General features: G+C 60.3%; 19 protein-coding genes. 14 read left to right on the forward strand and 5 right to left on the reverse strand.

Features of this window, described 5'->3' with window-relative positions:
- The first annotated feature begins 149 nt into the window (after nt 1-149).
- On the forward strand, nt 150-1,055 hold the full coding sequence (locus FBY01_RS10585) for an NAD(P)-dependent oxidoreductase (protein ID WP_172962155.1): 906 nt from the start codon (nt 150-152) through the stop codon (nt 1,053-1,055).
- Here FBY01_RS10585 and FBY01_RS10590 read toward each other — a convergent pair.
- Both FBY01_RS10590 and FBY01_RS10595 read right to left on the reverse strand, forming a co-directional pair.
- Nucleotides 1,008-3,218, reverse strand: coding sequence for a bifunctional diguanylate cyclase/phosphodiesterase (locus tag FBY01_RS10590; protein WP_145307484.1), 2,211 nt, complete (start codon nt 3,216-3,218; stop codon nt 1,008-1,010). The genes FBY01_RS10585 and FBY01_RS10590 overlap by 48 nt on opposite strands.
- Nucleotides 3,219-3,349: 131 nt before the next feature.
- Entirely contained in the window at nt 3,350-3,715 is a 366-nt protein-coding gene (locus FBY01_RS10595; RefSeq protein WP_042932325.1) for a YkgJ family cysteine cluster protein, read from the reverse strand.
- 358 nt (nt 3,716-4,073) lie between these two features.
- On the opposite strand from FBY01_RS10595, the gene FBY01_RS10600 reads away from it, so the two are divergent.
- Entirely contained in the window at nt 4,074-5,423 is a 1,350-nt protein-coding gene (locus FBY01_RS10600; protein ID WP_145307481.1) for an MFS transporter, read from the forward strand.
- Nucleotides 5,424-5,602: 179 nt separating this feature from the next.
- Here FBY01_RS10600 and rapA read toward each other — a convergent pair whose 3' ends face one another.
- Entirely contained in the window at nt 5,603-8,449 is a 2,847-nt protein-coding gene (gene rapA, locus FBY01_RS10605) for an RNA polymerase-associated protein RapA (protein WP_145307479.1), read from the reverse strand.
- 218 nt (nt 8,450-8,667) lie between these two features.
- Here rapA and FBY01_RS10610 point away from each other — a divergent pair, with 218 nt between their 5' ends.
- From FBY01_RS10610 to ccoM, 3 genes are all read left to right on the forward strand, one after another.
- Complete coding sequence (locus tag FBY01_RS10610; RefSeq protein ID WP_010462560.1) at nt 8,668-9,009, forward strand: hypothetical protein; 342 nt, start codon at nt 8,668-8,670, stop codon at nt 9,007-9,009.
- Between the two features lie 72 nt (nt 9,010-9,081).
- The gene (locus tag FBY01_RS31525; protein WP_007935839.1) at nt 9,082-9,243 is read left to right on the forward strand and encodes a hypothetical protein; all 162 of its coding nucleotides are present in this window, start codon (nt 9,082-9,084) and stop codon (nt 9,241-9,243) included.
- Nucleotides 9,244-9,387: 144 nt separating this feature from the next.
- Nucleotides 9,388-9,501: a cytochrome c oxidase subunit CcoM gene (gene ccoM, locus FBY01_RS32120; RefSeq protein WP_010462558.1), complete on the forward strand. Its 114-nt coding sequence runs from the start codon at nt 9,388-9,390 to the stop codon at nt 9,499-9,501.
- 621 nt (nt 9,502-10,122) lie between these two features.
- On the opposite strand, the gene FBY01_RS10620 is transcribed toward ccoM, so the two are convergent.
- Together FBY01_RS10620 and FBY01_RS10625 are read right to left on the reverse strand one after the other, a co-directional pair.
- Nucleotides 10,123-11,598: an inorganic phosphate transporter gene (locus FBY01_RS10620; RefSeq protein WP_010462556.1), complete on the reverse strand. Its 1,476-nt coding sequence runs from the start codon at nt 11,596-11,598 to the stop codon at nt 10,123-10,125.
- A 377-nt stretch (nt 11,599-11,975) separates the two neighbouring features.
- Nucleotides 11,976-12,176, reverse strand: coding sequence for a hypothetical protein (locus FBY01_RS10625; RefSeq protein WP_007935837.1), 201 nt, complete (start codon nt 12,174-12,176; stop codon nt 11,976-11,978).
- Between the two features lie 679 nt (nt 12,177-12,855).
- Between FBY01_RS10625 and pcaR the strand changes: the two genes are divergently transcribed.
- The 9 genes from pcaR to FBY01_RS10670 all read left to right on the forward strand — a co-directional run bounded on the left by pcaR (nt 12,856) and on the right by FBY01_RS10670 (nt 22,503).
- Nucleotides 12,856-13,698, forward strand: a complete 843-nt coding sequence (pcaR, locus tag FBY01_RS10630; protein WP_010462552.1) for a pca regulon transcriptional regulator PcaR — start codon at nt 12,856-12,858, stop codon at nt 13,696-13,698.
- Between the two features lie 128 nt (nt 13,699-13,826).
- Nucleotides 13,827-15,173, forward strand: coding sequence for an MFS transporter (locus tag FBY01_RS10635; protein WP_010462550.1), 1,347 nt, complete (start codon nt 13,827-13,829; stop codon nt 15,171-15,173).
- 282 nt (nt 15,174-15,455) lie between these two features.
- The gene (locus tag FBY01_RS10640; RefSeq protein WP_010462548.1) at nt 15,456-16,313 is read left to right on the forward strand and encodes a CoA transferase subunit A; all 858 of its coding nucleotides are present in this window, start codon (nt 15,456-15,458) and stop codon (nt 16,311-16,313) included.
- Nucleotides 16,313-17,092, forward strand: coding sequence for a CoA-transferase subunit beta (locus tag FBY01_RS10645; protein ID WP_010462546.1), 780 nt, complete (start codon nt 16,313-16,315; stop codon nt 17,090-17,092). The genes FBY01_RS10640 and FBY01_RS10645 overlap by 1 nt, the downstream gene beginning before the upstream one ends.
- Complete coding sequence (pcaF, locus tag FBY01_RS10650; protein ID WP_178113234.1) at nt 17,089-18,294, forward strand: 3-oxoadipyl-CoA thiolase; 1,206 nt, start codon at nt 17,089-17,091, stop codon at nt 18,292-18,294. Before FBY01_RS10645 ends, pcaF begins: the two co-directional genes overlap by 4 nt.
- A gap of 35 nt (nt 18,295-18,329) precedes the next feature.
- Entirely contained in the window at nt 18,330-19,034 is a 705-nt protein-coding gene (gene pcaH, locus FBY01_RS10655) for a protocatechuate 3,4-dioxygenase subunit beta (protein ID WP_010462543.1), read from the forward strand.
- A 1-nt stretch (nt 19,035) separates the two neighbouring features.
- A complete protein-coding gene (gene pcaG / locus FBY01_RS10660) occupies nt 19,036-19,602 on the forward strand; it encodes a protocatechuate 3,4-dioxygenase subunit alpha (RefSeq protein WP_145307474.1) in 567 nt (188 codons plus the stop codon).
- Between the two features lie 186 nt (nt 19,603-19,788).
- Complete coding sequence (locus tag FBY01_RS10665; protein WP_010462539.1) at nt 19,789-21,093, forward strand: MFS family transporter; 1,305 nt, start codon at nt 19,789-19,791, stop codon at nt 21,091-21,093.
- A 45-nt stretch (nt 21,094-21,138) separates the two neighbouring features.
- The gene (locus FBY01_RS10670; protein ID WP_145307472.1) at nt 21,139-22,503 is read left to right on the forward strand and encodes a 3-carboxy-cis,cis-muconate cycloisomerase; all 1,365 of its coding nucleotides are present in this window, start codon (nt 21,139-21,141) and stop codon (nt 22,501-22,503) included.
- Nucleotides 22,504-22,514: the final 11 nt, after the last annotated feature.

Raw genomic sequence — 22,514 nt, forward strand, 5'->3', positions numbered from 1 at the left:
ACCTTCACGGAATAGGAACTCGCGACTTTTTTAGCGCGTATTTTGCCCAAGCGTCAGGGACTAAGCCTGAGCGACGCTCGGGGGAATCCTTTCCTTAGTCATGATGAATCGGCCAATATTCTGCGATCTTTAATCAAAAAGAAGGCTAAATGATGTCAACGCTACCTTCGTTGAGTTTTGCCGGAATCGGCCTGATGGGCTTGCCCATGTGCCGCCGCCTGTTGGCGGCGGGGTATCCGCTGACGGTATGGAATCGCAACCCGGCCAAGTGCGCAGCATTGGTCGAGGCCGGCGCCCGGCAAGTGGCAACGGCGGCTGAATTGGGTCAGCACGCTGATGTGGTGATGCTGTGCCTGGCGGACACGGCGGTGGTGCGCGAGGTGGTTTTCGGTCCGGCTGGCATTGCCGAGGGGGCGAAAAGCGGTCAGTTGCTGGTGGACTTTTCCAGTCTGGAACCGACGGCGACGCGGGACATGGCATCGGCGCTTGTCGACCAATGCGGCATGCGTTGGCTGGACGCTCCGGTGTCCGGCGGGGTCGTCGGTGCCGAGGCCGGCAGCCTGGCTATTATGGTCGGCGGCGAAGCGGCAGACCTTGAGCGAGTCAGGCCGGTGCTGTTGAACCTCGGTCAGCGGGTGACTCACATGGGCGGTGTCGGCGCCGGGCAGGTGACCAAGGCCTGCAATCAGATGATTGTTGCCTGCAATGCACTGGTGATTGCTGAAGTGGTGGCACTGGCCGAGCGCTCCGGGGTTGACGCCAGTCTGATCGCCGAGGCGCTGGCGGGAGGGTTCGCTGATTCAAAACCGCTGCAGATCCTCGCCCCGCAGATGGCCGAGAGTCGTTTCGAGCCGGTGAAGTGGCACGTGCGTACGCTGCTCAAAGACCTCGACACCGCGGTGAAATTCTCCCGCGAACAGGGCTCGGCCACGCCGATCAGCGGCTTGGCCGCACAACTGATGCGCCTGCATGGGGGACAGGGCTTTTTGGAAAAGGATCCGTCGACGTTAGTGCAGTTGTACCGTAGCCAGGCTCAGAGAACTGACACTGCGTGAATGTTTGCGCTGATTGATTTCGGCCAGCACCGCAGGCAGCTCGGCCAGCGGTACCGGGCGGCTGAGCAGGTGGCCTTGAACCAGGTCGCAGCCCTGGCGTTCGAGAAAGTCATGTTGCTCGGGCGTTTCGACGCCCTCGCTGACGACCTGTAAATGCAGGGTGTGGGCCATGATGATAATGGCGTGGACAATTTCCATGTCCTGGGTAGCCTTGGGGATGTCCTGAATGAACGAGCGGTCGATTTTCAGTGTGTTCAGCGGCAGGCGCTTGAGGTAGGCCAGGGATGAATAGCCCGTGCCGAAGTCGTCGATCGAGAGCGAGACGCCGAGAGAACGGATCTGCTTCAACAACGCCAGGGTGTTGGCGAGATTGCCCATCAGCGCGTTTTCGGTGACTTCGAGTTCCAGCCGTTGTGGTGACACTCCGGCGATGCGCAGGGCGTTTTCGATTTCATCGGCCAACTCTTCGCGGGCGAGGTTCAGCGGCGAGCAGTTCACGGCGATCTTGAGTTCTTCGCGCCCCTGGCGAGACAGCACTCCAAGATCCTCACAGGCCTTGTGCAATACCCAGTTATCCAGTTCGTTGATCAGGCCGTTGGCCTCGGCAATGGCAATGAACCGATCCGGTGCCAGCAACCCGTGAACCGGGTGTTGCCAGCGAATCAGCGCTTCGAGTTTGGTGACCTGGCCGCTTTTCAGGTCGTAGATCGGTTGGTAATAAAGGATCAGACCGGCGTCGTTGCGCAGGGCGTACCGCAGTTCTTCTTCGAGTTGCAGCTCCAGCGTGGCACGGTTTTTCATGTGTGGACTGAAAAAATGCAGCCCGTTGCGCCCGCTGCCCTTGGACTGGTAAAGCGCCAGGTCGGCGTTTTTCAGCAGCTCCTCGCAGGTCGTTCCATCTTGCGGAAAAACGCTGATGCCGATGCTGGTGGTCATGACCATGCTGCGGCCGGACAGCTCGATGGGCTCTTTCATCTTCAGCATGATGCGTTGGGCCATGCTCCGGGCTTCTTCAAGCTCATGCAGCCCGATGAGGATGCAGAACTCGTCCCCGCCAAAGCGCGCCACCACATCGTCATGGCTGCGTACCGAATCCTTGATATGGCTGGCCAGGACCTTGAGCAATTCATCGCCGGCGTCATGGCCCAGGCTGTCGTTGATCCGCTTGAAGTGGTCGATGTCTAGGAACATCACTGCAAGCATCCCGCCTTCGTTGGTCTTTTCGAGCAGTTTTTCGGCAAAAATCTGATTGAAGCCGCGGCGGTTGATCAGGTTGGTCAGCGCGTCGTAGTGCGCCACCTGTTGCAGCGACAAGCGCGCCTGATCCAGTTGGCTGAGCAGGATGTTGACCCGCTTCAGGTCGGATTCCTTGTGTTGCAGCTTCTTGTCGGCCAATGCCGCGCTGATGCTGCTGCCGATGATCAGCAAGGTCATTACCGCCACCGTCAGCCCCAGTTGCAGGTGGGTGTTGTCGTCGGGCAATGGCTGGGGGCTATCGATGGGAAGCACCAGGTTGAGCGCCGCCATGCCAGTGAAATGCATGCTGACGATGCCGGCACCGAGCACCAGGCTGGCGGTGTATTTGAGCAGTTGATGAACCACGCCGCTGCCCTCGCACAGGTGACGGGAAATCAACAGGGCCGCCAGGCTGGCGCCAATTGCGATCACGATAGAGAGCGCGAACAGGGCAGGGTTGTAATAGGCCGTCGCGTAGGAGCGCATCGCGGCCATACCCACGTAATGCATGGTCGCGATACCCAGGCCGATCCATACCGCGGCCCGCAGTGTTTTCCAGAAAGTCAGATGAGGATGGCTGAGGGTATGCATCGCCAGCCACGAAGCTGTCAGTGCAAACAGCAACGAGATCAGGGTGACGGGTAACTGATAATGGATTTCGATCGGGGCCTGGAAGGCCAGCATGCTGACAAAGTGCATGGCCCAGATACCGCCCGCCAGACACCCGGTACCAACCCAGCGCCACAGACGTTGGGACGCCGCTTTCTCGGCGTGGCCGATCCGCTCGGTGATGTCCAGTGTGGCGAAGCCGGTCGCACAGGCGACCACATAGGCCAGCAACACCAGAAAGGGGTTATGGGTGCAATTGAGGATGACCTGGCCAGTCTCAGGCAGTTGAGTCGTGAAATATAAAGCTGGCCACTCCATCGGACGCCTCGTATTTATGCAGCCGACACCATGAACCCTGGCGAATGTCTTGGAGTATAGAGGTCACACAAAGAGTGCAAACGGTAGTGGCACATTGCATTCGAACATTTTGTAATTACAGGCGCTGATATTCAGGCGATCTGCTCATAAGGGAACTCGAATTCCGGTTGCAGGGCCGGCAATCCGAACGCTGCCCGTGCCGCATCGCAATCCACATTTGCCTCGCCGTTGGCCCAGGAGGCGTCGAACTCCCGACAGGTGCTGGAACGTTGGTCGTAAATCGAGCATTGCACGGTGCTGCCGACTTCGCCGACCAGCCCGACGCAGCGAGTGGGTTTGCAGTCCGTGCCCAGCATGGCCACCCGGCTGGGGCTGATGGGTGCGACTAGCTCGTCAGGCACCGTTCCCCCGGCCGAGGTGCATTCACCCCAGAAAAAAGACACGCGAAAATGAGAACAGCAGGCACCGCAATTCAGACACGGACTGGCTTCGGACATGGGCGATAATCAAAGAGGGATAGGGGATTGGTGGGGCAGGGAAGGCCGCTATTCTAGGCTTCGCTTTGAACTTGGGAAGGGGGCGAAAAAGTATTTTTTCATGTGACCAATGGCGAGAAATACTTGCCTTGCAGAATCCCTTGTGGGAGCGAGCCTGCTCGCGAAAGCGGCGGATCAGTCACCCTCTGTATTGAATGTGCCGGCCTCTTCGCTAGCATCTCGCTCCCACAGGTTTGGATTTGGCTCCATGGGTTGATATCAGCATTACGAATAATTACAGACAGCTCCGGCGGGCCTGTCTAGATTGGAGGTTCCGGGGACAGCGAAGCCCCAATAACAATAAAAGAGACGGACCCCCATGCAGAACTCGACCCAAGCGGCGAATGCCTGGCGCATTCTGTTCCTGCTGTTCCTGGCCAATCTGTTCAACTTCTTCGATCGCACCATCCCGGCCATCATCATCGAACCCATCCGCATGGAATGGCACCTCAGCGACTTTCAGCTGGGGATCATCGGTACTGCATTCACCATCGTCTACGCCATTGCCGGCTTGCCCCTGGGGCGCATGGCCGATACCGGTTCGCGCAGCAAGCTGATGGGCTGGGGCCTGGCGGTGTGGAGCGGTCTGACGGCGGTCAATGGTCTGGTGGGCAATTTCTGGGCGTTCCTGATCGTGCGCATGGGCGTCGGCGTCGGCGAAGCCAGTTACGCGCCGGCCGCCAACTCGCTGATCGGCGACCTGTTCCCGGCGCATCGTCGCGCGCGGGCCATGGGCATTTTCATGCTCGGTCTGCCACTGGGCCTGCTGCTGGCGTTCTTCACCATTGGCGCAATGGTCAAAGCGTTCGACAGCTGGCGTGCACCGTTCTTCATCGCGGCGGTGCCGGGGCTGATCCTCGCGATCTTCATGTTCTTCATCAAAGAGCCGAAGCGTGGCGCGGCAGAAACCGTGCAGGTCTCGCAAGAGAAAGTCGACAAGCCGATCCGGCGAATTCTGGCGGTGCCGACCTTTCTTTGGCTGGTCTTGGCCGGGTTGTGCTTCAACTTCGCTACTTATGCCTGCAACTCGTTTCTGGTGCCGATGTTGCAGCGTTACTTCCTGATGCCGTTGCAGGAAGCGGCGGTGGCGACCGGCGTGATCGTCGGCGTGACCGGTTTGTTCGGATTGACGCTCGGTGGCTGGGTCGCCGACAAGATTCACCAACGAGTGGCCAATGGGCGCCTGCTGTTTGCGGCGTTCAGCCTGATCATCTCGACGGTCTGTACCGCGTGGGCGCTGCATGCCGGGCGGATCGAGATCGGGGTGTTCGTGGCGGTGTTCAGCGTGGGTTGGCTGTTTGCTTACAACTTCTATACCTGCGTTTACACGGCGATTCAGGACGTGGTCGAACCGCGCTTGCGGGCCACGGCGATGGCGCTGTTCTTCGCCGGGTTGTACTTGCTGGGCGGTGGTTTGGGGCCGGTGGTGGTGGGTGGTTTGTCCGACCACTTCGCGCACACGGCGATGGCCGCGGCGGGCACCGAGCAAATGACCGAGGCGTTCAAGGCGGTCGGCTTGCATGACGCGATGTACTTGATCCCGGTGGCGCTGTTTTTCACCATGGTGTTTCTGTTTTTGGCTTCGCGGTGTTTTGTTCGGGATTCGAAGCGGATGAAGGAAGGGTTGGTCGCTGTGGGTGAATCTGATGTTGCAGTGGCGACTGCATAATCGCTATCGCCAGCAGGCTGGCTCCCACATTGGATCTACAGCGTTAACAAATCCCCTGTGGGCGCTAGCCTGCTCCTGCTAGCGATGCGACCATCAGCATCACTGCATCAAATTTCAGGCAATAAAAAAGGCCCGCATCACTGCGGGCCTTCTTGTTTTCAGCGGTGGAGCAGGGCGGTTTAACCCGCCACCAACACCCGAATCGCTTCCAGCCGCAACGCGGCTTTATCCAGCATCGCCAGACCCTGCTCGCGTTGTTTGCGCAGGGCAACCAGTTCGCTGTCGCGCACGGTCGGGTTGACCGCTTGCAGTGCGGTCAAACGTGCCAGTTCTTCGTCGGTATCGGCCGCCAGACGACGTTGCGCTTCGGCAACCCGTTCGGCGTGACGCGGGAAGATCTTCTCTTCGCCGGCGTTGATCCGTGGCGTCAGTTGATCGCGCTGAGCCTGGATGAACTTGTTGGCGCTGGCGCGGGGTACGCTTTCCAGTTGATCGTTCAAGGTCTCGAACGACACCCGTGCCGACAGGTCGTTGCCATTGGCATCGAGCAGGCAGCGCAGGGCGGCCGGCGGCAGGTAACGGCCCAGTTGCAGCGAGCGCGGCGCAACCACTTCGCTGACGTAGAGCAGTTCCAGCAACACGGTGCCCGGTTTCAGCGCCTTGTTCTTGATCAGCGCCACGGCGGTGTTGCCCATTGAACCGGACAAGACCAGGTCCATGCCGCCTTGCACCATCGGGTGTTCCCAGGTGATGAACTGCATGTCTTCGCGAGACAGCGCCTGGTTACGGTCGTAAGTGATGGTCACGCCTTCGTCGTCGCCCAGCGGGAAACTGGCGTCGAGCATTTTTTCGCTCGGCTTGAGGATCAGGGCGTTTTCCGAATGGTCTTCGCTGTCGATGCCGAATGCGTCGAACAGGGTTTCCATGTAGATCGGCAGGGCGAACTGATCGTCTTGTTCGAGAATGTCCTCGACCAGCGCATCACCTTCGCCAGCGCCGCCGGAGTTGAGTTCCAGCAAGCGGTCACGGCCGGTGTGCAACTCGGCTTCCAGGCGCTCACGCTCGGCGCGGGCTTCGTCGATCAGGGCTTGCCACTCGCCATCGTCGGCGTTTTCCAGCAGTGGCAGCAGGCGCGGGCCGAACTGATGCTGCAAGGCGTTGCCGGTCGGGCAGGTGTTGAGGAACGCGTTCAGCGCCTCGTGGTACCACTGGAACAGCCGTTCTTGAGGGCTGGTTTCCAGATACGGCACGTGCAGTTCGATGATGTGCTTCTGGCCGATCCGGTCCAGACGACCGATACGCTGCTCGAGCAAGTCCGGATGGGATGGCAGATCGAACAGCACCAGGTGGTGCGAGAATTGGAAGTTACGACCTTCACTGCCGATTTCCGAGCAGATCAGCACCTGTGCGCCAAATTCTTCGTCGGCGAAGTAGGCCGCGGCGCGGTCACGCTCAAGGATGTTCATGCCTTCGTGGAAGACCGTGGCCGGAATACCGGAGCGCACACGCAGGGCGTCTTCCAGGTCCATGGCGGTTTCAGCGTGGGCGCAGATCACCAGCACTTTGGTGCGCTTGAGCATCTTCAGCTGATCGATCAGCCACTCGACGCGCGGGTCGAATTTCCACCAGCGTTCTTCTTCGTTGGCGTCCGGCAGGGCCTGGAAGCTGACTTCCGGGTACAGCTCGGCGTGATCGCCCAGCGGCAGTTCGAGGTATTCGTCCGGGCACGGCAGCGGGTACGGATGCAGTTTGCGCTCCGGGAAACCCTGCACGGCGGCGCGGGTGTTGCGAAACAGCACGCGGCCGGTGCCGTGGCGGTCCAGCAGTTCGCGGACCAGGCGGGCGCTGGCTTCGATGTCGCCATCGTTGACGGCGGTCAGCAGCGCTTCGCCTTCGTTGCCGAGGAAACCGTGAATGGTCTTGTGCGCTTCCGGCGACAGGCGCCCCTTGTCCAGCAGCTCCTGAACGGCTTCGGCCACCGGGCGATAATTTTCGCTCTCGGCGCGGAAGGCGTGCAGGTCATGGAAACGGTTCGGGTCAAGCAGGCGCAGGCGCGCAAAGTGGCTGTCCTGACCCAGTTGTTCCGGGGTCGCGGTCAGCAACAGGACGCCGGGAATGACTTCGGCCAGTTGCTCGACCAAGGTGTATTCAGGGCTGGCCTTGTCTTCGTGCCACACCAGATGGTGCGCTTCGTCGACCACCAGCAGGTCCCAACCGGCGGCGAACAGCGCGTCCTGGGCCTTTTCGTCGTCCACCAGCCACTCGAGTGCAACCAGCGCGAGCTGGGTGTCTTCAAATGGGTTGGCGGCATCGCTTTCGATGAAGCGTTCTTCGTCGAACAGCGCGACTTGCAGGTTAAAGCGGCGGCGCATCTCGACCAGCCACTGGTGCTGCAGGTTCTCCGGCACCAGGATCAGCACGCGGTTGGCGCGGCCCGAGAGCAGTTGGCGATGGATCACCAGGCCGGCTTCGATGGTTTTGCCCAGGCCCACTTCATCGGCCAGCAGAACCCGCGGCGCAATGCGGTCGGCGACTTCGCGGGCGATGTGCAACTGGTGCGCGATCGGTTGCGCGCGTACGCCACCGAGGCCCCAAAGCGCGGACTGCAATTGGCGGCTGGTGTGTTCCAGGGTGTTGTAGCGCAGCGAGAACCAGGCCAGCGGGTCGATCTGCCCGGCGAACAACCGGTCGCTGGCCAGGCGGAACTGAATGAAGTTCGACAGTTGGGTTTCCGGCAGGGTAACCACTTCGTTCTGCGCGTTGAGGCCGTGGTAAACCAGCAGGCCATCGACGTCGTCGACTTCCTGGACGGTCAGCTTCCAGCCTTCGAAGTGAGTGATGGAGTCGCCCGGCGAAAACCGCACGCGGGTGAGGGGCGCATTCCGTAGCGCGTACTGGCGAGTCTCGCCAGTGGCCGGATAGAGCACGGTCAACAAGCGGCCGTCCTGTGCCAGAACGGTGCCTAAACCCAGCTCGGCTTCGCTGTCACTGATCCAGCGTTGCCCCGGTTGATACTGCTGCGCCATGCTGCCTGACTCCCACCTTGAAAAAGCGGGCTATCTTAACGGAATGAGGGCTTCAGGGCCAAAGGACTCTCATAAAAACTCGCACTCTTACGTTAGTCCAGCGACGCGATGCTTGCAGGTCGGGGCACCAATTGGTGCCAAACCGGTCACAGTTTGCGACCGATGGCTCAAGTCGCCATCCCCGCAGCCGACAGCCTGCTGACAGGAGACTAATAATTATGCTGCCACCGATGCTCCCTTTGAGTGCCGTGCCGATCACGTCACAGCAGGACCCGATCCGCCAGCGCCCGGATATTCCGCCTGTCGTGCCGGTGCAGGAAAGCTCCAACGAAAACACCATCGACCTGCAACAGCGAGATCCCGAAGAAGCGGCTTTTCAGCTGCGCGAGGAACAGCGGCGCAAGCAGGAGCGGGAACGGCGTCGTCGTGAGGCTGATGAAGATCCGGAAGAGCATCTGGCGATTCCCGGTAACGAGCTCAATGCCGACAATACCGTGCCGGTGGCGCCGTTGATGGAAGATCAGCCGCGCCAGGGGTTGTGGGTTGATATCCAGATTTGAGGTTGTGGCTGGTCAGCGCTGCCGTGAGACCGCATTATTGTGACAACCCTGCCATACGATGTACTGAGCACCATGAGCCAAGACGACAAGCTGATTGATCTCAATTCCGAACGCGCCAAGCGGGTTCATGACCTTAATGAAAAGCGTCTGAATGAAGTGCGTCAGGCGTTTGAGCAGGCGATGCCGTTGGGTAAAGCCAAGAAGAAACCGAAGAACAAGCCGAAAAAGCGCTGAAACACCCTGCATCCGTTGATGCAGGTCAGTTATTTCCCCTCCTTTACGCCCTGTCTTGGGCGACATTGATCCTGGTCAATTTTCTCTTCTGCCTGATTGGTTAACTTAGCCCTATCGCAACAGGGCAAGTGCAGGAGAGCCGTCATGTTTTTCGACAACGTGGTGATCGCCGGGGTGCTGACAGTCGGCCTCATGGTTCTGTTTTTCGCAGGGTTCGGATTTTTTATCTGGAAGGATTCGCATAAGCGTAAGCCGTAGTTCTTTCTGGATGTAATGAGCACGCAAGGCATTTTGGGCAACTTCGGTTGCCCTTTTTTTCGCCTGCGATTTGGTAATGGGGGGGCTGTGGAGCCTGTTTGCGAAGGCGGCCTGATAGCCGACCTGTCTCTGCGTGGTGTACATATCCATTCCTGCGGTAACGGCCACTTATGGTTTCGCCCTTGCGGCGACTCACTTTTTTTCAAATGCCAAAAAAAAGTAAGCAAATAAAGGCTCGCCCCGAACGTCCTGCCCCTCGCCTGGGCTCGGCGTTCCTTCGCTCCGGCATTCATCTGGGGGCATCGCCTCCGGTCGGCTTCGCTTCGACCTCCTCTCGATGTGTGCGGCTTCGCCGCACGGCGCTACGCGCCCACCCCCCAGATGAACGCCTCCACTCCGCCTCCCGAAGGGGCGGGCAGATCAAGAGCAGGCGAGCTAACGCTCGGCCAAATGAGTGGTGAGAAGCGTTCGGTGGGCACCGTCCCACTGTAGGAGCGAGGCTTGCCCGCGAAGGCGTCCTCACGGCCAACCATCTCTTTCAACAGACCCGGCAATGCCGGACTGCAGGCCATAAAAAAGGCGCGAACCTTACGGAACGCGCCTCTTTGTCGCAGCCATGTATCAGCTGCCCAGTGCCTTCGATGCCAGCCAGAACAGGCCGGCCGACAAGGCCACTGTCGCGGGGAGGGTCAGGACCCAGGCCAGCAGGATGGTTCTCACGGTGCCGCCTTGCAGGCCGCTTTTATTGGCGACCATGGTGCCCGCCACACCCGAGGACAGGACGTGGGTGGTGGAGACCGGCAGGCTGAAGATGTTGGCCATGCCGATCAGGCTCGCGGTGGTGATCTGTGCCGACATGCCTTGGGAGTAAGTCATGCCCTGCTTGCCGATCTTCTCGCCGATGGTCAGCACCACGCGTTTCCAGCCGACCATGGTCCCCAGGCCCAGGGCCAGGGCGACCGCCAGAATCACCCAGAACGGGGCGTATTCGGTGGTGGTGGTCAGGTCTTTGCGCAGTTTGTCCAGGTCAGCCTTTTCACGGGCAGCGAGGCCAGGCAGCTTGCCGACTTTCTTCGCCGTGTCATCCAGGCAGAGCAGGTAACGACGCACTTCGATGCGGCTTTCCGGCGACAGCGAGTGGTAATCCGCTACACCTTTAAGGGTGTCGAGGAGGGCGGTGATGGTCGGTTCGGTCTGTTGCGGGTTGCAACGGAATTTCTCCGGCAGATCGCCTTCCACGCTTTTGCCCAGGGCCAGGTACTCGCCCAAGGTGTCGGCGTTACGCTTGTAGAACTGGCTCAGGTGCAACGTCGCATCGCGGGTCCGTTCGATCTGGTAGGTCGTGCTGCCCAGGTCGAGAACGAACTGCGCCGGCACGATACCGATCAGCACCAGCATGATCAGGCCGATACCTTTCTGGCCATCGTTGGAACCGTGCACGAAGCTCACGGCCATGGCCGAGATCACCAGCACCAGGCGATTCCAGAACGGCGGGTGTTTCTTGTCGTCGATCTTGCGGCGCTGTTCCGGTGTCTTGTGCATCTTCGACAGAGGACGCCACCATTTAAGACCGATCAATATCAGCGCTGCGACCAGGAAACCCGCCATCGGCGAGAACACCAGGGACGCCCCGATGTCGATCGCTTTCTGCCAGTTCACGCCATCGGCCAACGCAATGTCGTTGATCAACGCGTTGGCCAGGCCGACACCGAGGATCGAACCGATCAGCGTGTGGGAGCTGGAGGCCGGGATACCGAAGTACCAGGTGCCCAGGTTCCAGGTGATGGCGGCGGCGAGCAGTGAGAACACCATGGCCAGCCCGTGACCGGTGTTCACATTGATCAGCAGCTCTACCGGCAGCAGGTGGACGATGGCATACGCCACGCCGACACCGCCCAGCAGTACGCCGAGAAAGTTGAACACACCGGAAAAGAACACCGCCAGATGAGGCGGCATGGCTTTGGTGTAGATAACGGTGGCCACCGCGTTAGCGGTGTCATGAAAGCCGTTGATGAACTCGAAGGCGAGGACAAAGGCCAGGGCGAGCAAGAGGCTCACAAGCACCCAAGCATCAAGTCCGCTGAATAAATCGATCATGAAGGTTTTCTGACCCGGTCATAAGGGGGCGCGATTATGCCAGAAAAGACTGCAAATCGATGCACTAGGTGCTCATCGGTAACATTCTTCAACGAATTAATTTGTGACGATGGCCTATCGCCGAGGTTTTTACCGGGTTTTGCAAGTCATTGAATTCAGATGAAAAGGCCGCAGCCACAAGGGTTTCTCTCGTGAGACCGAGAGGCTTGAACACTTGTGTGAAATATCTGAGAAGAGGGTCAGGCAAGTGCCATTTGCCTCATCCGTAGGGTGAGGTGACCGCTGCCCGCTTGTAGCGGGCGCGAAAGGCATCATCAGAACACCCCCGCTTTTAACGGGTGCCGATGCAGACCCTTGAAGGATTCAGGCCGAGGTATTCAGGGTTCTTCGGCTTTGAGTTCCTTTTCCATCTTCTGTAATTCCTGGGTGAATGCCTGATCCTGAACGGTGGCGCGTTTACGCCAGGGTTTGCGCTCGGGTTCGGGCTGAGCGGCGTAGGTGGTGACTTCCCCGCCGTAAACTTCCTTGTAACGTTGTTCCTGGCGCTCAAGTTCCGCGCGCAGTTCGTCTTTCGTCACAGTGCTACCTGTATGAGTTGAGATAAATTCTGGTGAAACGCGCTGCATGGAACCTATTGACCACACCCGTCGAAAGGCCAATACCCGATAAAGGCATCGTTTCTACGGCGTGCGAAAAATACTTCCATGTTGCAGGCGGCCACGGCACCAGAGAAAAACAGCTGACGTAGCATCAGTTACCTGTTTCAGCGAGCGCGTTGGCGGAGCATATGAAATGAGCGTCAAGCGCTTGCTGCAGGCAGCGACGATAGAATACCGGGCTGCCGGGTAGCGGAATCGGCACGTAAAAACCGCTTCGCCACTGAGGTGCATTATAGCGGCCGATCCGAAGAACACTATCGCTTGAGAGTTAAAAGTAGTTCTACCTGTGTGATTGTTTTGTTACTCACAACTTTCAGAGGTAACTAGGGTGTGGGTGATGTCACAGTGCAACGATGTCTTTCTGACGCCATAAAGTCGAACAAGTTAATCCCACTACATCAGCCCTTAATCAGTAAAGAATAAAAGCATGTTGCGGGCGCTGCGCAAATCAGCGCGCGCAGGTAGCCATCGCCTGCGAGGTCGATTGCGATTATCGGTCGATGGTTCGATAATCGCCCAATCTTGCAGCCTGTGGCTTGTGTGCCGGACCCGAAGCCGCTTGTAATAGCCGCTGATCCGTGTGGGAAAAGGACCTGATATGAACGATCAAATGCGCAATTCCTTCGCTTCAGTGGCGCCGCCGATCGTGGCCTCGCCCGCCAAGCGAATCCAGGCCCTGACCGGCGATCCGGATTTCATGACGTCCCTGGCTCGGGGATTGGCGGTGGTTCAAGCGTTCCAGGAGCGCAAACGGCACCTGACCATTGCCCAGATCAGCCACCGCACGGAAATTCCCCGCGCCGCTGTGCGACGTTGCCTGCACACCCTGATCAAACTCGGCTACGCCACCACCGACGGTCGCACCTATTCGCTGCTGCCCAAAGTGCTGACGCTGGGCCATGCCTATTTGTCCTCAACGCCTTTGGCGGTGTCCGCCCAGCCGTATCTGGACCGTATGAGTGAGCAACTTCACGAGGCCTGCAACATGGCCACGCTGGAGGGCGACGACATTTTGTACATCGCTCGCTCGGCGACCACCCAACGCCTGATTTCCGTCGACCTGTCGGTGGGCGGGCGGTTGCCAGCGTATTGCACGTCGATGGGCCGGATTCTTCTTGCGGCGCTGGACGACACCTCGCTGCGCGAATACCTCGACCATGCGGAGTTCCAGGCCAAGACCAGCCGAACCTTGCACACACCCGAGGCGTTGCTCGAATGTCTGCAGGAAGTGCGGCAACAAGGCTGGTGCATCGTCGATCAGGAACTGGAGCAGGGTCTGCGTTCGATTGCCGTTCCGGTGTACGACGCTTCGGGCCAGGTGGTGGCCGCGCTCAACGTCAGTACCCACGCCGGACGAGTCAGCCGCAACGAGCTGGAGCAGCGTTTCTTGCCCGGTTTGTTAAGTGCCAGCCGTGACCTCAGCGCCCAGTTGTTTGCCTAAGCTGTTCGATAAACGCACAGACTCGCGTTTATCGAATTGACGCTGTTTCCCCAGGATCATTACTGTCGCGGCAGCGCCAGCCCTGAGCTGGCACCTGTCCGACTGCGTTCTTGCGTGGAATAAAAATAATGAACCAGCCTCAGTCTGCTGTAGGAAACTGCCTCGACGTGCAGTCCTTCATCAATGCTCAACCCATTTCGCGCTACCAGTGGCGAGTGGTGATCCTGTGTTTCCTGATTGTCTTCCTTGATGGCCTCGATACCGCGGCCATGGGCTTCATCGCGCCGGCCCTGTCCCAGGACTGGGGCATTGATCGCGCCAGTCTCGGCCCGGTAATGAGTGCCGCGCTGATCGGCATGGTCTTCGGCGCACTGGGCTCCGGTCCCTTGGCTGACCGCTTTGGGCGAAAAGTCGTACTGGTCGGCGCGGTATTGTTGTTCGGGGCTTTCAGCCTGGCCTCGGCGTACAGCACCAACGTCGACCAACTGCTGGTGCTGCGCTTCCTCACCGGCCTGGGCCTTGGCGCCGGGATGCCGAACGCCACCACGCTGTTGTCGGAATACACCCCGGAGCGCAAAAAATCCCTGCTGGTGACCAGCATGTTCTGCGGCTTCAACCTCGGCATGGCCGGTGGCGGGTTTATCTCGGCCAAGCTGATTCCGGCCTTCGGCTGGCACAGTCTGCTACTGATCGGCGGGATTCTGCCGTTGATCCTGACCGTCGTCTTGCTGTTCTGGCTGCCCGAATCGGCGCGTTACCTGGTCGTGCGCAACCGTGGCACCGACAAAGTGCGCAAGGCTCTCGCACCGATCGATCCGACCGTCGTCGCTCAGGCGTCGAGCTTCAGCGTACCGGAGCAGAAAACCGTGAAGGCGCGCAACGTGTTCGCGGTGATCTTCTCTGGCACCTATAGCACCGGCACCTTGCTGTTGTGGCTGACCTACTTCATGGGGCTGGTGATTGTTTACCTGCTGACCAGTTGGTTGCCGACGCTGATGCGTGACAGTGGTGCGAGCATGGAACAAGCGGCGTTCATTGGTGCCCTGTTCCAGTTTGGCGGGGTGTTGAGCGCAGTGGGCGTGGGCTGGGCGATGGACCGGTTCAATCCGCACAAGGTCATCGGCATTTTCTACCTGCTGGCCGGGGTGTTTGCCTACGCGGTAGGGCAGAGCCTGGGCAATATCACGATTTTGGCGACATTGGTGCTGGTGGCCGGGATGTGCGTCAACGGTGCGCAATCGGCGATGCCGTCGCTGGCAGCGCGGTTTTATCCGACTCAAGGGCGAGCGACCGGGGTGTCGTGGATGCTCGGGATTGGTCGTTTCGGCGCGATTCTCGGGGCCTGGATGGGTGCGACATTGCTGGGCCTGGGCTGGAACTTTGAACAAGTGCTGACGGCGCTGGTGATTCCGGCGGCGGTGGCAACCATGGCGGTGGTGATCAAGGGCATGGTCAGTCATGCGGATGCGACCTGAGTCCAGGCTCCGGAGTCTTCGGCGGGTTTGATGGCCTCTTCGCGAGCAGGCTCGGTCCTACAGTCAATCGCGTTCTCCTGTAGGAGTGAGCCGGCTCCGGGCGGCGTTCCGGCGATGCTTTTTGGGATCGATAGCGAGACAACAATATGTTCGATAAACGAACACTTAGTCGATTATCGGATTGTTTGGTGTTTTGCACAGGCTTAACCTTCAGTCATTCCGGCGCTGCGCATCGCGCCTTTTTCTACCACTGTCGGTTCATCACAAACGGGAGCCTGCCCCATGGCTGAAATCCTTTCGCTGCACGACGCGGTGAAGCAATTCGTCAACGACGGCGATACCGTCGCGCTCGAAGGCTTCACTCACCTGATCCCTACGGCGGCCGGTCACGAAATCATTCGCCAGGGCAAGAAAGATCTGACGCTGGTGCGGATGACGCCTGACCTGATCTACGACCAGTTGATCGGCGCCGGTTGTGCTCGCAAGCTGATCTTCTCCTGGGGCGGCAACCCGGGTGTCGGTTCGCTGCATCGTCTGCGTGACGCGGTCGAGAAGCAGTGGCCGCACGCGCTGGAAATCGAAGAGCATAGCCACGCCGACCTGGCCAATGCCTACGTCGCTGGCGCCTCCGGCCTGCCGTTCGCGGTACTGCGTGCCTACGCCGGTTCCGACTTGCCGAAGGTCAACCCGCTGATCAAAACCGTCACCTGCCCGTTCACCGGCGAAGTGTTGGCCGCCGTGCCTTCGGTACGCCCGGACATCACCGTGATTCACGCGCAGAAAGCCGACCGCAAAGGCAACGTGCTGCTGTGGGGCATTCTCGGCGTTCAAAAAGAAGCCGCGCTGGCGGCCAAGCGTTGCATCGTCACCGTCGAGGAAATCGTCGACGACCTCAATGCACCAATGAATTCTTGCGTGCTGCCGACCTGGGCCTTGAGCGCGGTCTGCCATGTGCCTGGCGGCGCGCATCCGTCCTACGCCCACGGTTACAACGAACGCGACAACCGCTTCTACCAGGCTTGGGACCCGATTGCCCGCGACCGTGAAACCTTCACCGCGTGGATCGACGAATACATCCACGGCTGCGCTGACTTCAGCGAGTTCCAGGCCAAACTGGCCGCTGCTTCGGAGGCCAAGTAATGACTTACACCACCAACGAAATGATGACCGTCGCCGCTGCCCGCCGCCTGAAGAACGGTTCGGTGTGCTTCGTCGGCATCGGCCTGCCGTCGAAAGCCGCCAACCTGGCGCGCCTGACGTCTTCGCCGGATGTGGTCCTGATCTACGAATCGGGTCCGATCGGTGCCAAGCCAAGCGTATTGCCGCTGTCGATCGGTGACGGCGAACTGGCGGAAACCGCCGACACTGTCGTCCCGACCGGTGAGATTTTTCGCTACTGGTTGCAGGGCGGGCGCATTGACGTCGGTTTTCTCGGCGCCGCGCAGGTCGACCGCTTCGGCAACATCAACACCACCGTGGTCGGTGATTACCACGCACCGAAAGTCCGCCTGCCCGGTGCCGGTGGCGCGCCGGAAATTGCCGGCTCGGCGAAAAGCGTACTCATCATTCTCAAGCAATCGGCGCGCTCCTTCGTCGACAAACTCGACTTCATCACCTCGGTCGGTCATGGCGAGGGCGGTGATTCGCGCAAGCGTCTCGGCCTTCCGGGCGCCGGGCCAGTCGGCATCATTACCGACCTGTGCATCATGGAGCCCGAAGCGGACACCCATGAATTCGTAGTCACCGCGCTGCACCCGGGCGTGACTCGCGAGCAAGTGATTGCCGCCACCGGTTGGGCAATTCGCTTCGCAGGCAATGTCGAAAATACGGCTGAGCCAACGGATGTTGAGCTTAAGGCGCTCAGGGACCTGGAAGCCCGCACCGCCGCCGCCCACGGCCAGACACCGGGAGAAGCGTGATGCGCGACGTTTATATCTGCGATGCGATTCGCACCCCTATCGGCCGTTTCGGCGGCGGCTTGTCAGCGGTGCGTGCAGACGACCTCGCCGCCGTGCCGATCAAGGCCTTGATGGAACGCAACCCGTCGGTGGACTGGAACGCAGTGGACGAGGTGTTCCTCGGCTGCGCCAACCAGGCCGGCGAAGACAACCGCAACGTCGCCCGCATGGCGCTGTTGCTGGCCGGGCTGCCGGAAAGCATTCCTGGCGTCACGCTCAATCGCCTCTGCGCCTCGGGTATGGATGCGATCGGCACCGCCTTCCGCGCAATCGCCAGTGGCGAAATGGAACTGGCAATTGCCGGCGGCGTCGAGTCGATGTCCCGCGCACCCTTCGTGATGGGCAAGGCCGATGCGGCGTACTCGCGCAACATGAAGCTGGAAGACACCACCATCGGCTGGCGCTTCATCAACCCGTTGATGAAAGCGCAATACGGCGTCGATGCGATGCCGCAGACCGCCGACAACGTGGCCGACGATTACGAAGTGTCTCGCGAGGATCAGGACGCTTTCGCCCTGCGCAGCCAGCAGCGCACAGCCGCTGCGCAAGCTGCAGGATTTTTCGCTGAAGAAATCGTCGAAGTGCGGATTGCCCACAAGAAAGGCGAAACCGTCGTCAGCCAGGATGAGCATCCTCGTGCCGACACCACGCTGGAAACCCTGGCCAAGCTGAAGCCCGTCAACGGTCCAGGCAAAACCGTCACCGCCGGCAACGCTTCCGGTGTGAACGACGGCGCAGCGGCGTTGATTCTGGCCTCCGCTGAAGCAGTGAAGAAACACGGCCTGACCGCCCGCGCCAAAGTGCTGGGTATGGCGAGCGCCGGTGTCGCGCCACGGGTAATGGGCATCGGCCCGGTGCCGGCGGTGCGCAAATTGACCGAGCGCCTCGGGCTGGCCGTCAGCGATTTCGATGTGATCGAACTCAATGAAGCCTTTGCCAGCCAAGGGTTAGCGGTACTGCGTGAGCTGGGCTTGGCGGACGACGCGGCCCAGGTCAACCCGAACGGTGGCGCCATTGCCTTGGGCCATCCGTTGGGCATGAGCGGTGCGCGCCTGGTCCTGACAGCGTTGCATCAGCTTGAAAAAACGGGCGGCAACAAAGGCCTGGCGACCATGTGCGTCGGTGTCGGCCAGGGTCTGGCCTTGGCCATCGAACGCGTCTGACGCCCGGCAGACTAATAAGAACAGAGGAAAGCGAAATGACTGACAAGCCTGGTTACCGTCGCCCGCAGGAAGGCACCCAGCCGGACTACCTGCACCCGACTTATCAATCCACCAACCTTCGCGCGCCGTCCAAGCCGTTGGTGTTTTTGCCGCATTCGTTGTCGGAAATTACCGGCCCGACCATCGGCGCCGAGCGTATCAACGAGAAGGACAACGACCTGACGGTGCAGCACGCGGGCGAACCGTTGGGCGAGCGCATCATCATCCACGGCCGCGTGCTGGATGAAGACGGCTTGCCGGTGCCGGGGATTCTGGTGGAGATCTGGCAGGCCAATGCCGCCGGGCGCTACAACCATGCCCGCGACCTGCACGACGCGCCGCTGGACCCGAACTTCACCGGTACCGGTCGCACCGTGACCGACGCCGATGGTTGGTATCAATTCCAGACCATCAAGCCCGGCGCTTACCCGTGGGGCAACCACCACAACGCCTGGCGTCCGGCGCACATTCATTTCTCGCTGTTTGGGCCGAGCATCCTGACGCGGCTGGTCACGCAGATGTATTTCCCCGGCGACCCGCTGCTGGCTTATGACCCGATCTACAACTGCGTACCGGACACCAGCGCCAAAGAGCGTTTGATCGCCAGTTTCGATCTGGAAAAAACCATCCCTTCCTATGCCCTCGGTTATCGCTGGGACATCGTCTTGCGCGGCCGTGAAGCCACGCCGATGGAGAAATAAGATGACGCTGAACGCGACCACATCCCACACCGTCGGGCCGTATTACCACATTGGTTTGACCTGGCTGAACCGCGAAGACCTGACGGTCGAACAAACCCTGGGCGAGCGCGTGGCGATCACCGGGCAAGTCGTCGATGGCAATGGCGATTTCGTTAACGACGCGATGCTGGAAGTCTGGCAGGCCAACGCCGCCGGCAAGTACGACCACCCCGAAGACGACCAGGCCAAACCCCTGGACCCGAATTTCGAAGGCTTCGGCCGGGTGCCGGTGGACGCCGAAGGGCGCTTTCGTTTCACCACGATCAAACCCGGAACGGTAGAAGGCCTGAAGGGCTCGACCCAGGCGCCGCACTTGGTGGTGCTGGTGTTCGCTCGCGGGTTGGTGAAGCACTTGCTGACGCGGATTTACTTTGAGGGCGAACCGGCGAACGTCGACGACCCGTTGCTGGAGTGTGTGCCGGCCGAGCGCCGCAGTACCTTGTTGGCGAAGCAGGATGCGTCCGGTGTGTACCAGTGGAATGTGATTCTGCAAGGCACCGATGCGGAGACGGTGTTCTTCGACTACTGAAAACACCGCAGATCCCTGTAGGAGTGAGCCTGCTCGCGATGGCGGTGTATCAGTGCCTTCAGTGCTGAATGACACTCCGCCATCGCGAGCCGGCTCACTCCTTACAGAGGACAGTATTGCCAACTGTGGAACGGGACTGTTGCAAAGTGTGTCTAGAATGTCATGGTCCCCAAAGAGTGAAAAACAATGACAACTCCTACCGCTATTCCAGCGCACTACACCGGCGAAGAGCGCAGCAAACGGATCTTCGCCATTGTCGGCGCCTCGTCCGGCAACCTCGTTGAATGGTTCGACTTCTACGTCTACGCCTTTTGCGCGATCTACTTTGCGCCGGCCTTTTTCCCGTCCGATAACCCGACTGTGCAGCTGGTGAATACCGCCGGCGTGTTTGCGGCCGGGTTCCTGATGCGGCCGATTGGCGGCTGGATTTTCGGCCGTGTCGCGGACAAGCACGGGCGCAAGAATTCGATGCTGATCTCGATTCTGATGATGTGTTTCGGTTCGTTGCTCATCGCCTGCCTGCCGACCTACAAGGACATTGGCGTCTGGGCGCCGATCATGCTGTTGTTCGCCCGTTTGCTGCAGGGCTTGTCGGTGGGCGGTGAGTACGGCACCACCGCAACCTACATGAGCGAAGTCGCCCTCAAGGGCCAGCGCGGGTTCTTCGCCTCGTTCCAGTACGTGACGCTGATTGGCGGGCAGTTGCTGGCGGTGTCGCTGGTGGTGGTCCTGCAACAGTTCCTCACTGAAGATGACCTGCGTGCCTACGGCTGGCGGATCCCGTTTGTGGTCGGCGCCGTGGCTGCATTGATCTCGCTGTTCCTGCGTCGTTCGCTCAAGGAAACCACCAGCAAGGAAATGCGTGAAAACAAGGACGCCGGCAGCATTCGTGCGTTATTCCGTGATCATAAAGCGGCCTTTATTACCGTGCTCGGTTACACCGCCGGTGGCTCGCTGATTTTCTACACGTTCACCACGTACATGCAGAAGTACCTGGTGAACACCGCCGGCATGCACGCCAAGACCGCCAGTTACATCATGACCGGCGCGCTGTTCCTTTATATGTGCATGCAGCCGCTGTTCGGCATGCTCGCGGACAAGATCGGTCGCCGTAACTCGATGCTGTGGTTCGGTGCATTGGGTACGTTGTGTACTGTGCCGATTCTGCTGAGCCTGAAAAGTGTCAGCAGTCCGTTCCTGGCCTTTGTGCTGATTACCGTGGCGCTGGCGATCGTCAGTTTCTACACCTCCATCAGTGGCCTGGTAAAAGCCGAGATGTTCCCGCCGGAAGTGCGCGCACTCGGTGTCGGCCTGGCGTATGCGGTGGCCAACGCGATCTTCGGTGGTTCGGCGGAATACGTCGCCCTGAGCCTTAAAGCCGCGGGCATTGAAAACTCCTTCTACTGGTACGTGACGGTGATGATGGCGGTGGCGTTCCTGTTCAGCCTGCGCCTGCCGAAACAGGCCAAGTATTTGCACCACGACCTTTGATCCAACCGCGTGGGCCCGACCGGCCTACGCCTTCAGGGACTGTCTATGAATCAGCGACCGGGCAATCAATTGTTCGATGCCTATTTCACGGCACGCGATATGCGTGAGGTGTTTTGTGATCAAGGCCGGGTGCAGGCCATGCTTGATTTCGAAGCGGCACTGGCCCGGGCCGAGGCGAGCGCGGGTTTGATTCCGCTGTCGGCTGCCGCCTCGATCGCAGCGGCTTGTCAGGCTGGGCATTACGACTTTTCAGCACTCGGCGAGGCGATTGCCACGGCGGGCAATTCGGCGATTCCGTTGGTCAAGGCGTTGGGTAAACAGATCGCCGCCAACGATGCCGAAGCAGAACGCTACGTGCATCTGGGCGCCACCAGTCAGGACGTAATGGACACGGGCCTGGTGCTGCAACTGCGCCGCGCGCTGGCGCTGATCGAAAGCGATCTGGCGCAACTGGGCGAGACCTTGGCGACCCAGGCGTTACGCTTCGTCGCCACGCCGCTGGCCGGGCGCACCTGGTTGCAGCACGCCACGCCCGTCACCCTCGGCATGAAAATCGCCGGTTGGCTGGGCGCCGTCACTCGCAGCCGCCGACGTCTGCAAGATCTCAAGCCTCGGTTGCTGGTGCTGCAATTTGGCGGCGCCTCCGGAACCCTGGCAGCCCTCGGCGAGCAAGCGATGCCGATTGCCGAAGCCTTGGCCGGTGAGCTGCAACTGACCCTGCCGGACCAACCCTGGCACACCCAGCGAGACCGCTTGGTGGAGTTCGGCGCGGTACTCGGTTTGATCGCCGGCAGCCTCGGCAAACTCGGCCGCGACATCAGTCTGTTGATGCAGACCGAAGCCGGCGAAGTGTTCGAGCCGTCGGCACCGGGCAAGGGCGGTTCCTCGACCATGCCGCACAAACGCAACCCGGTGGGCGCCGCGGTGCTGATCGGTGCGGCGACCCGCGTTCCCGGTTTGCTCTCGACCCTGTTCAGCGCCATGCCGCAGGAACACGAGCGCAGCCTGGGCCTGTGGCATGCCGAATGGGAAACCCTGCCGGAGATTTGCTGCCTGGTGTCCGGCAGCCTCAAGCAAGCGCTGCTGGTGGCGGACGGGCTGGAAGTGGACGCCGACCGCATGGCCCGCAACCTCGACCTGACCCAAGGCCTGGTGCTGGCCGAGGCGGTGAGCATCGTCCTCGCCCAACGGGTTGGCCGCGACACTGCGCACCATCTTCTGGAGCGCTGCTGCAAACGTGCGGTGGCCGAGCAACGTCATCTGCGAGCGGTGCTCGGCGAAGAGTCGCAAGTGACCGCCGAGTTGTCGGCCCTGGAACTCGATCGTCTGCTGGACCCCGCCCATTACCTTGGTCAGGCCCATACCTGGGTCGAGCGAGCGGTGGCTGAACATTCTGCGTTGACTGCCTGAAGGAGATTGCT

Source organism: Pseudomonas sp. SJZ077, assembly GCF_007993905.1.
Classification (GTDB): Bacteria; Pseudomonadota; Gammaproteobacteria; order Pseudomonadales; family Pseudomonadaceae; genus Aquipseudomonas; species Aquipseudomonas mandelii.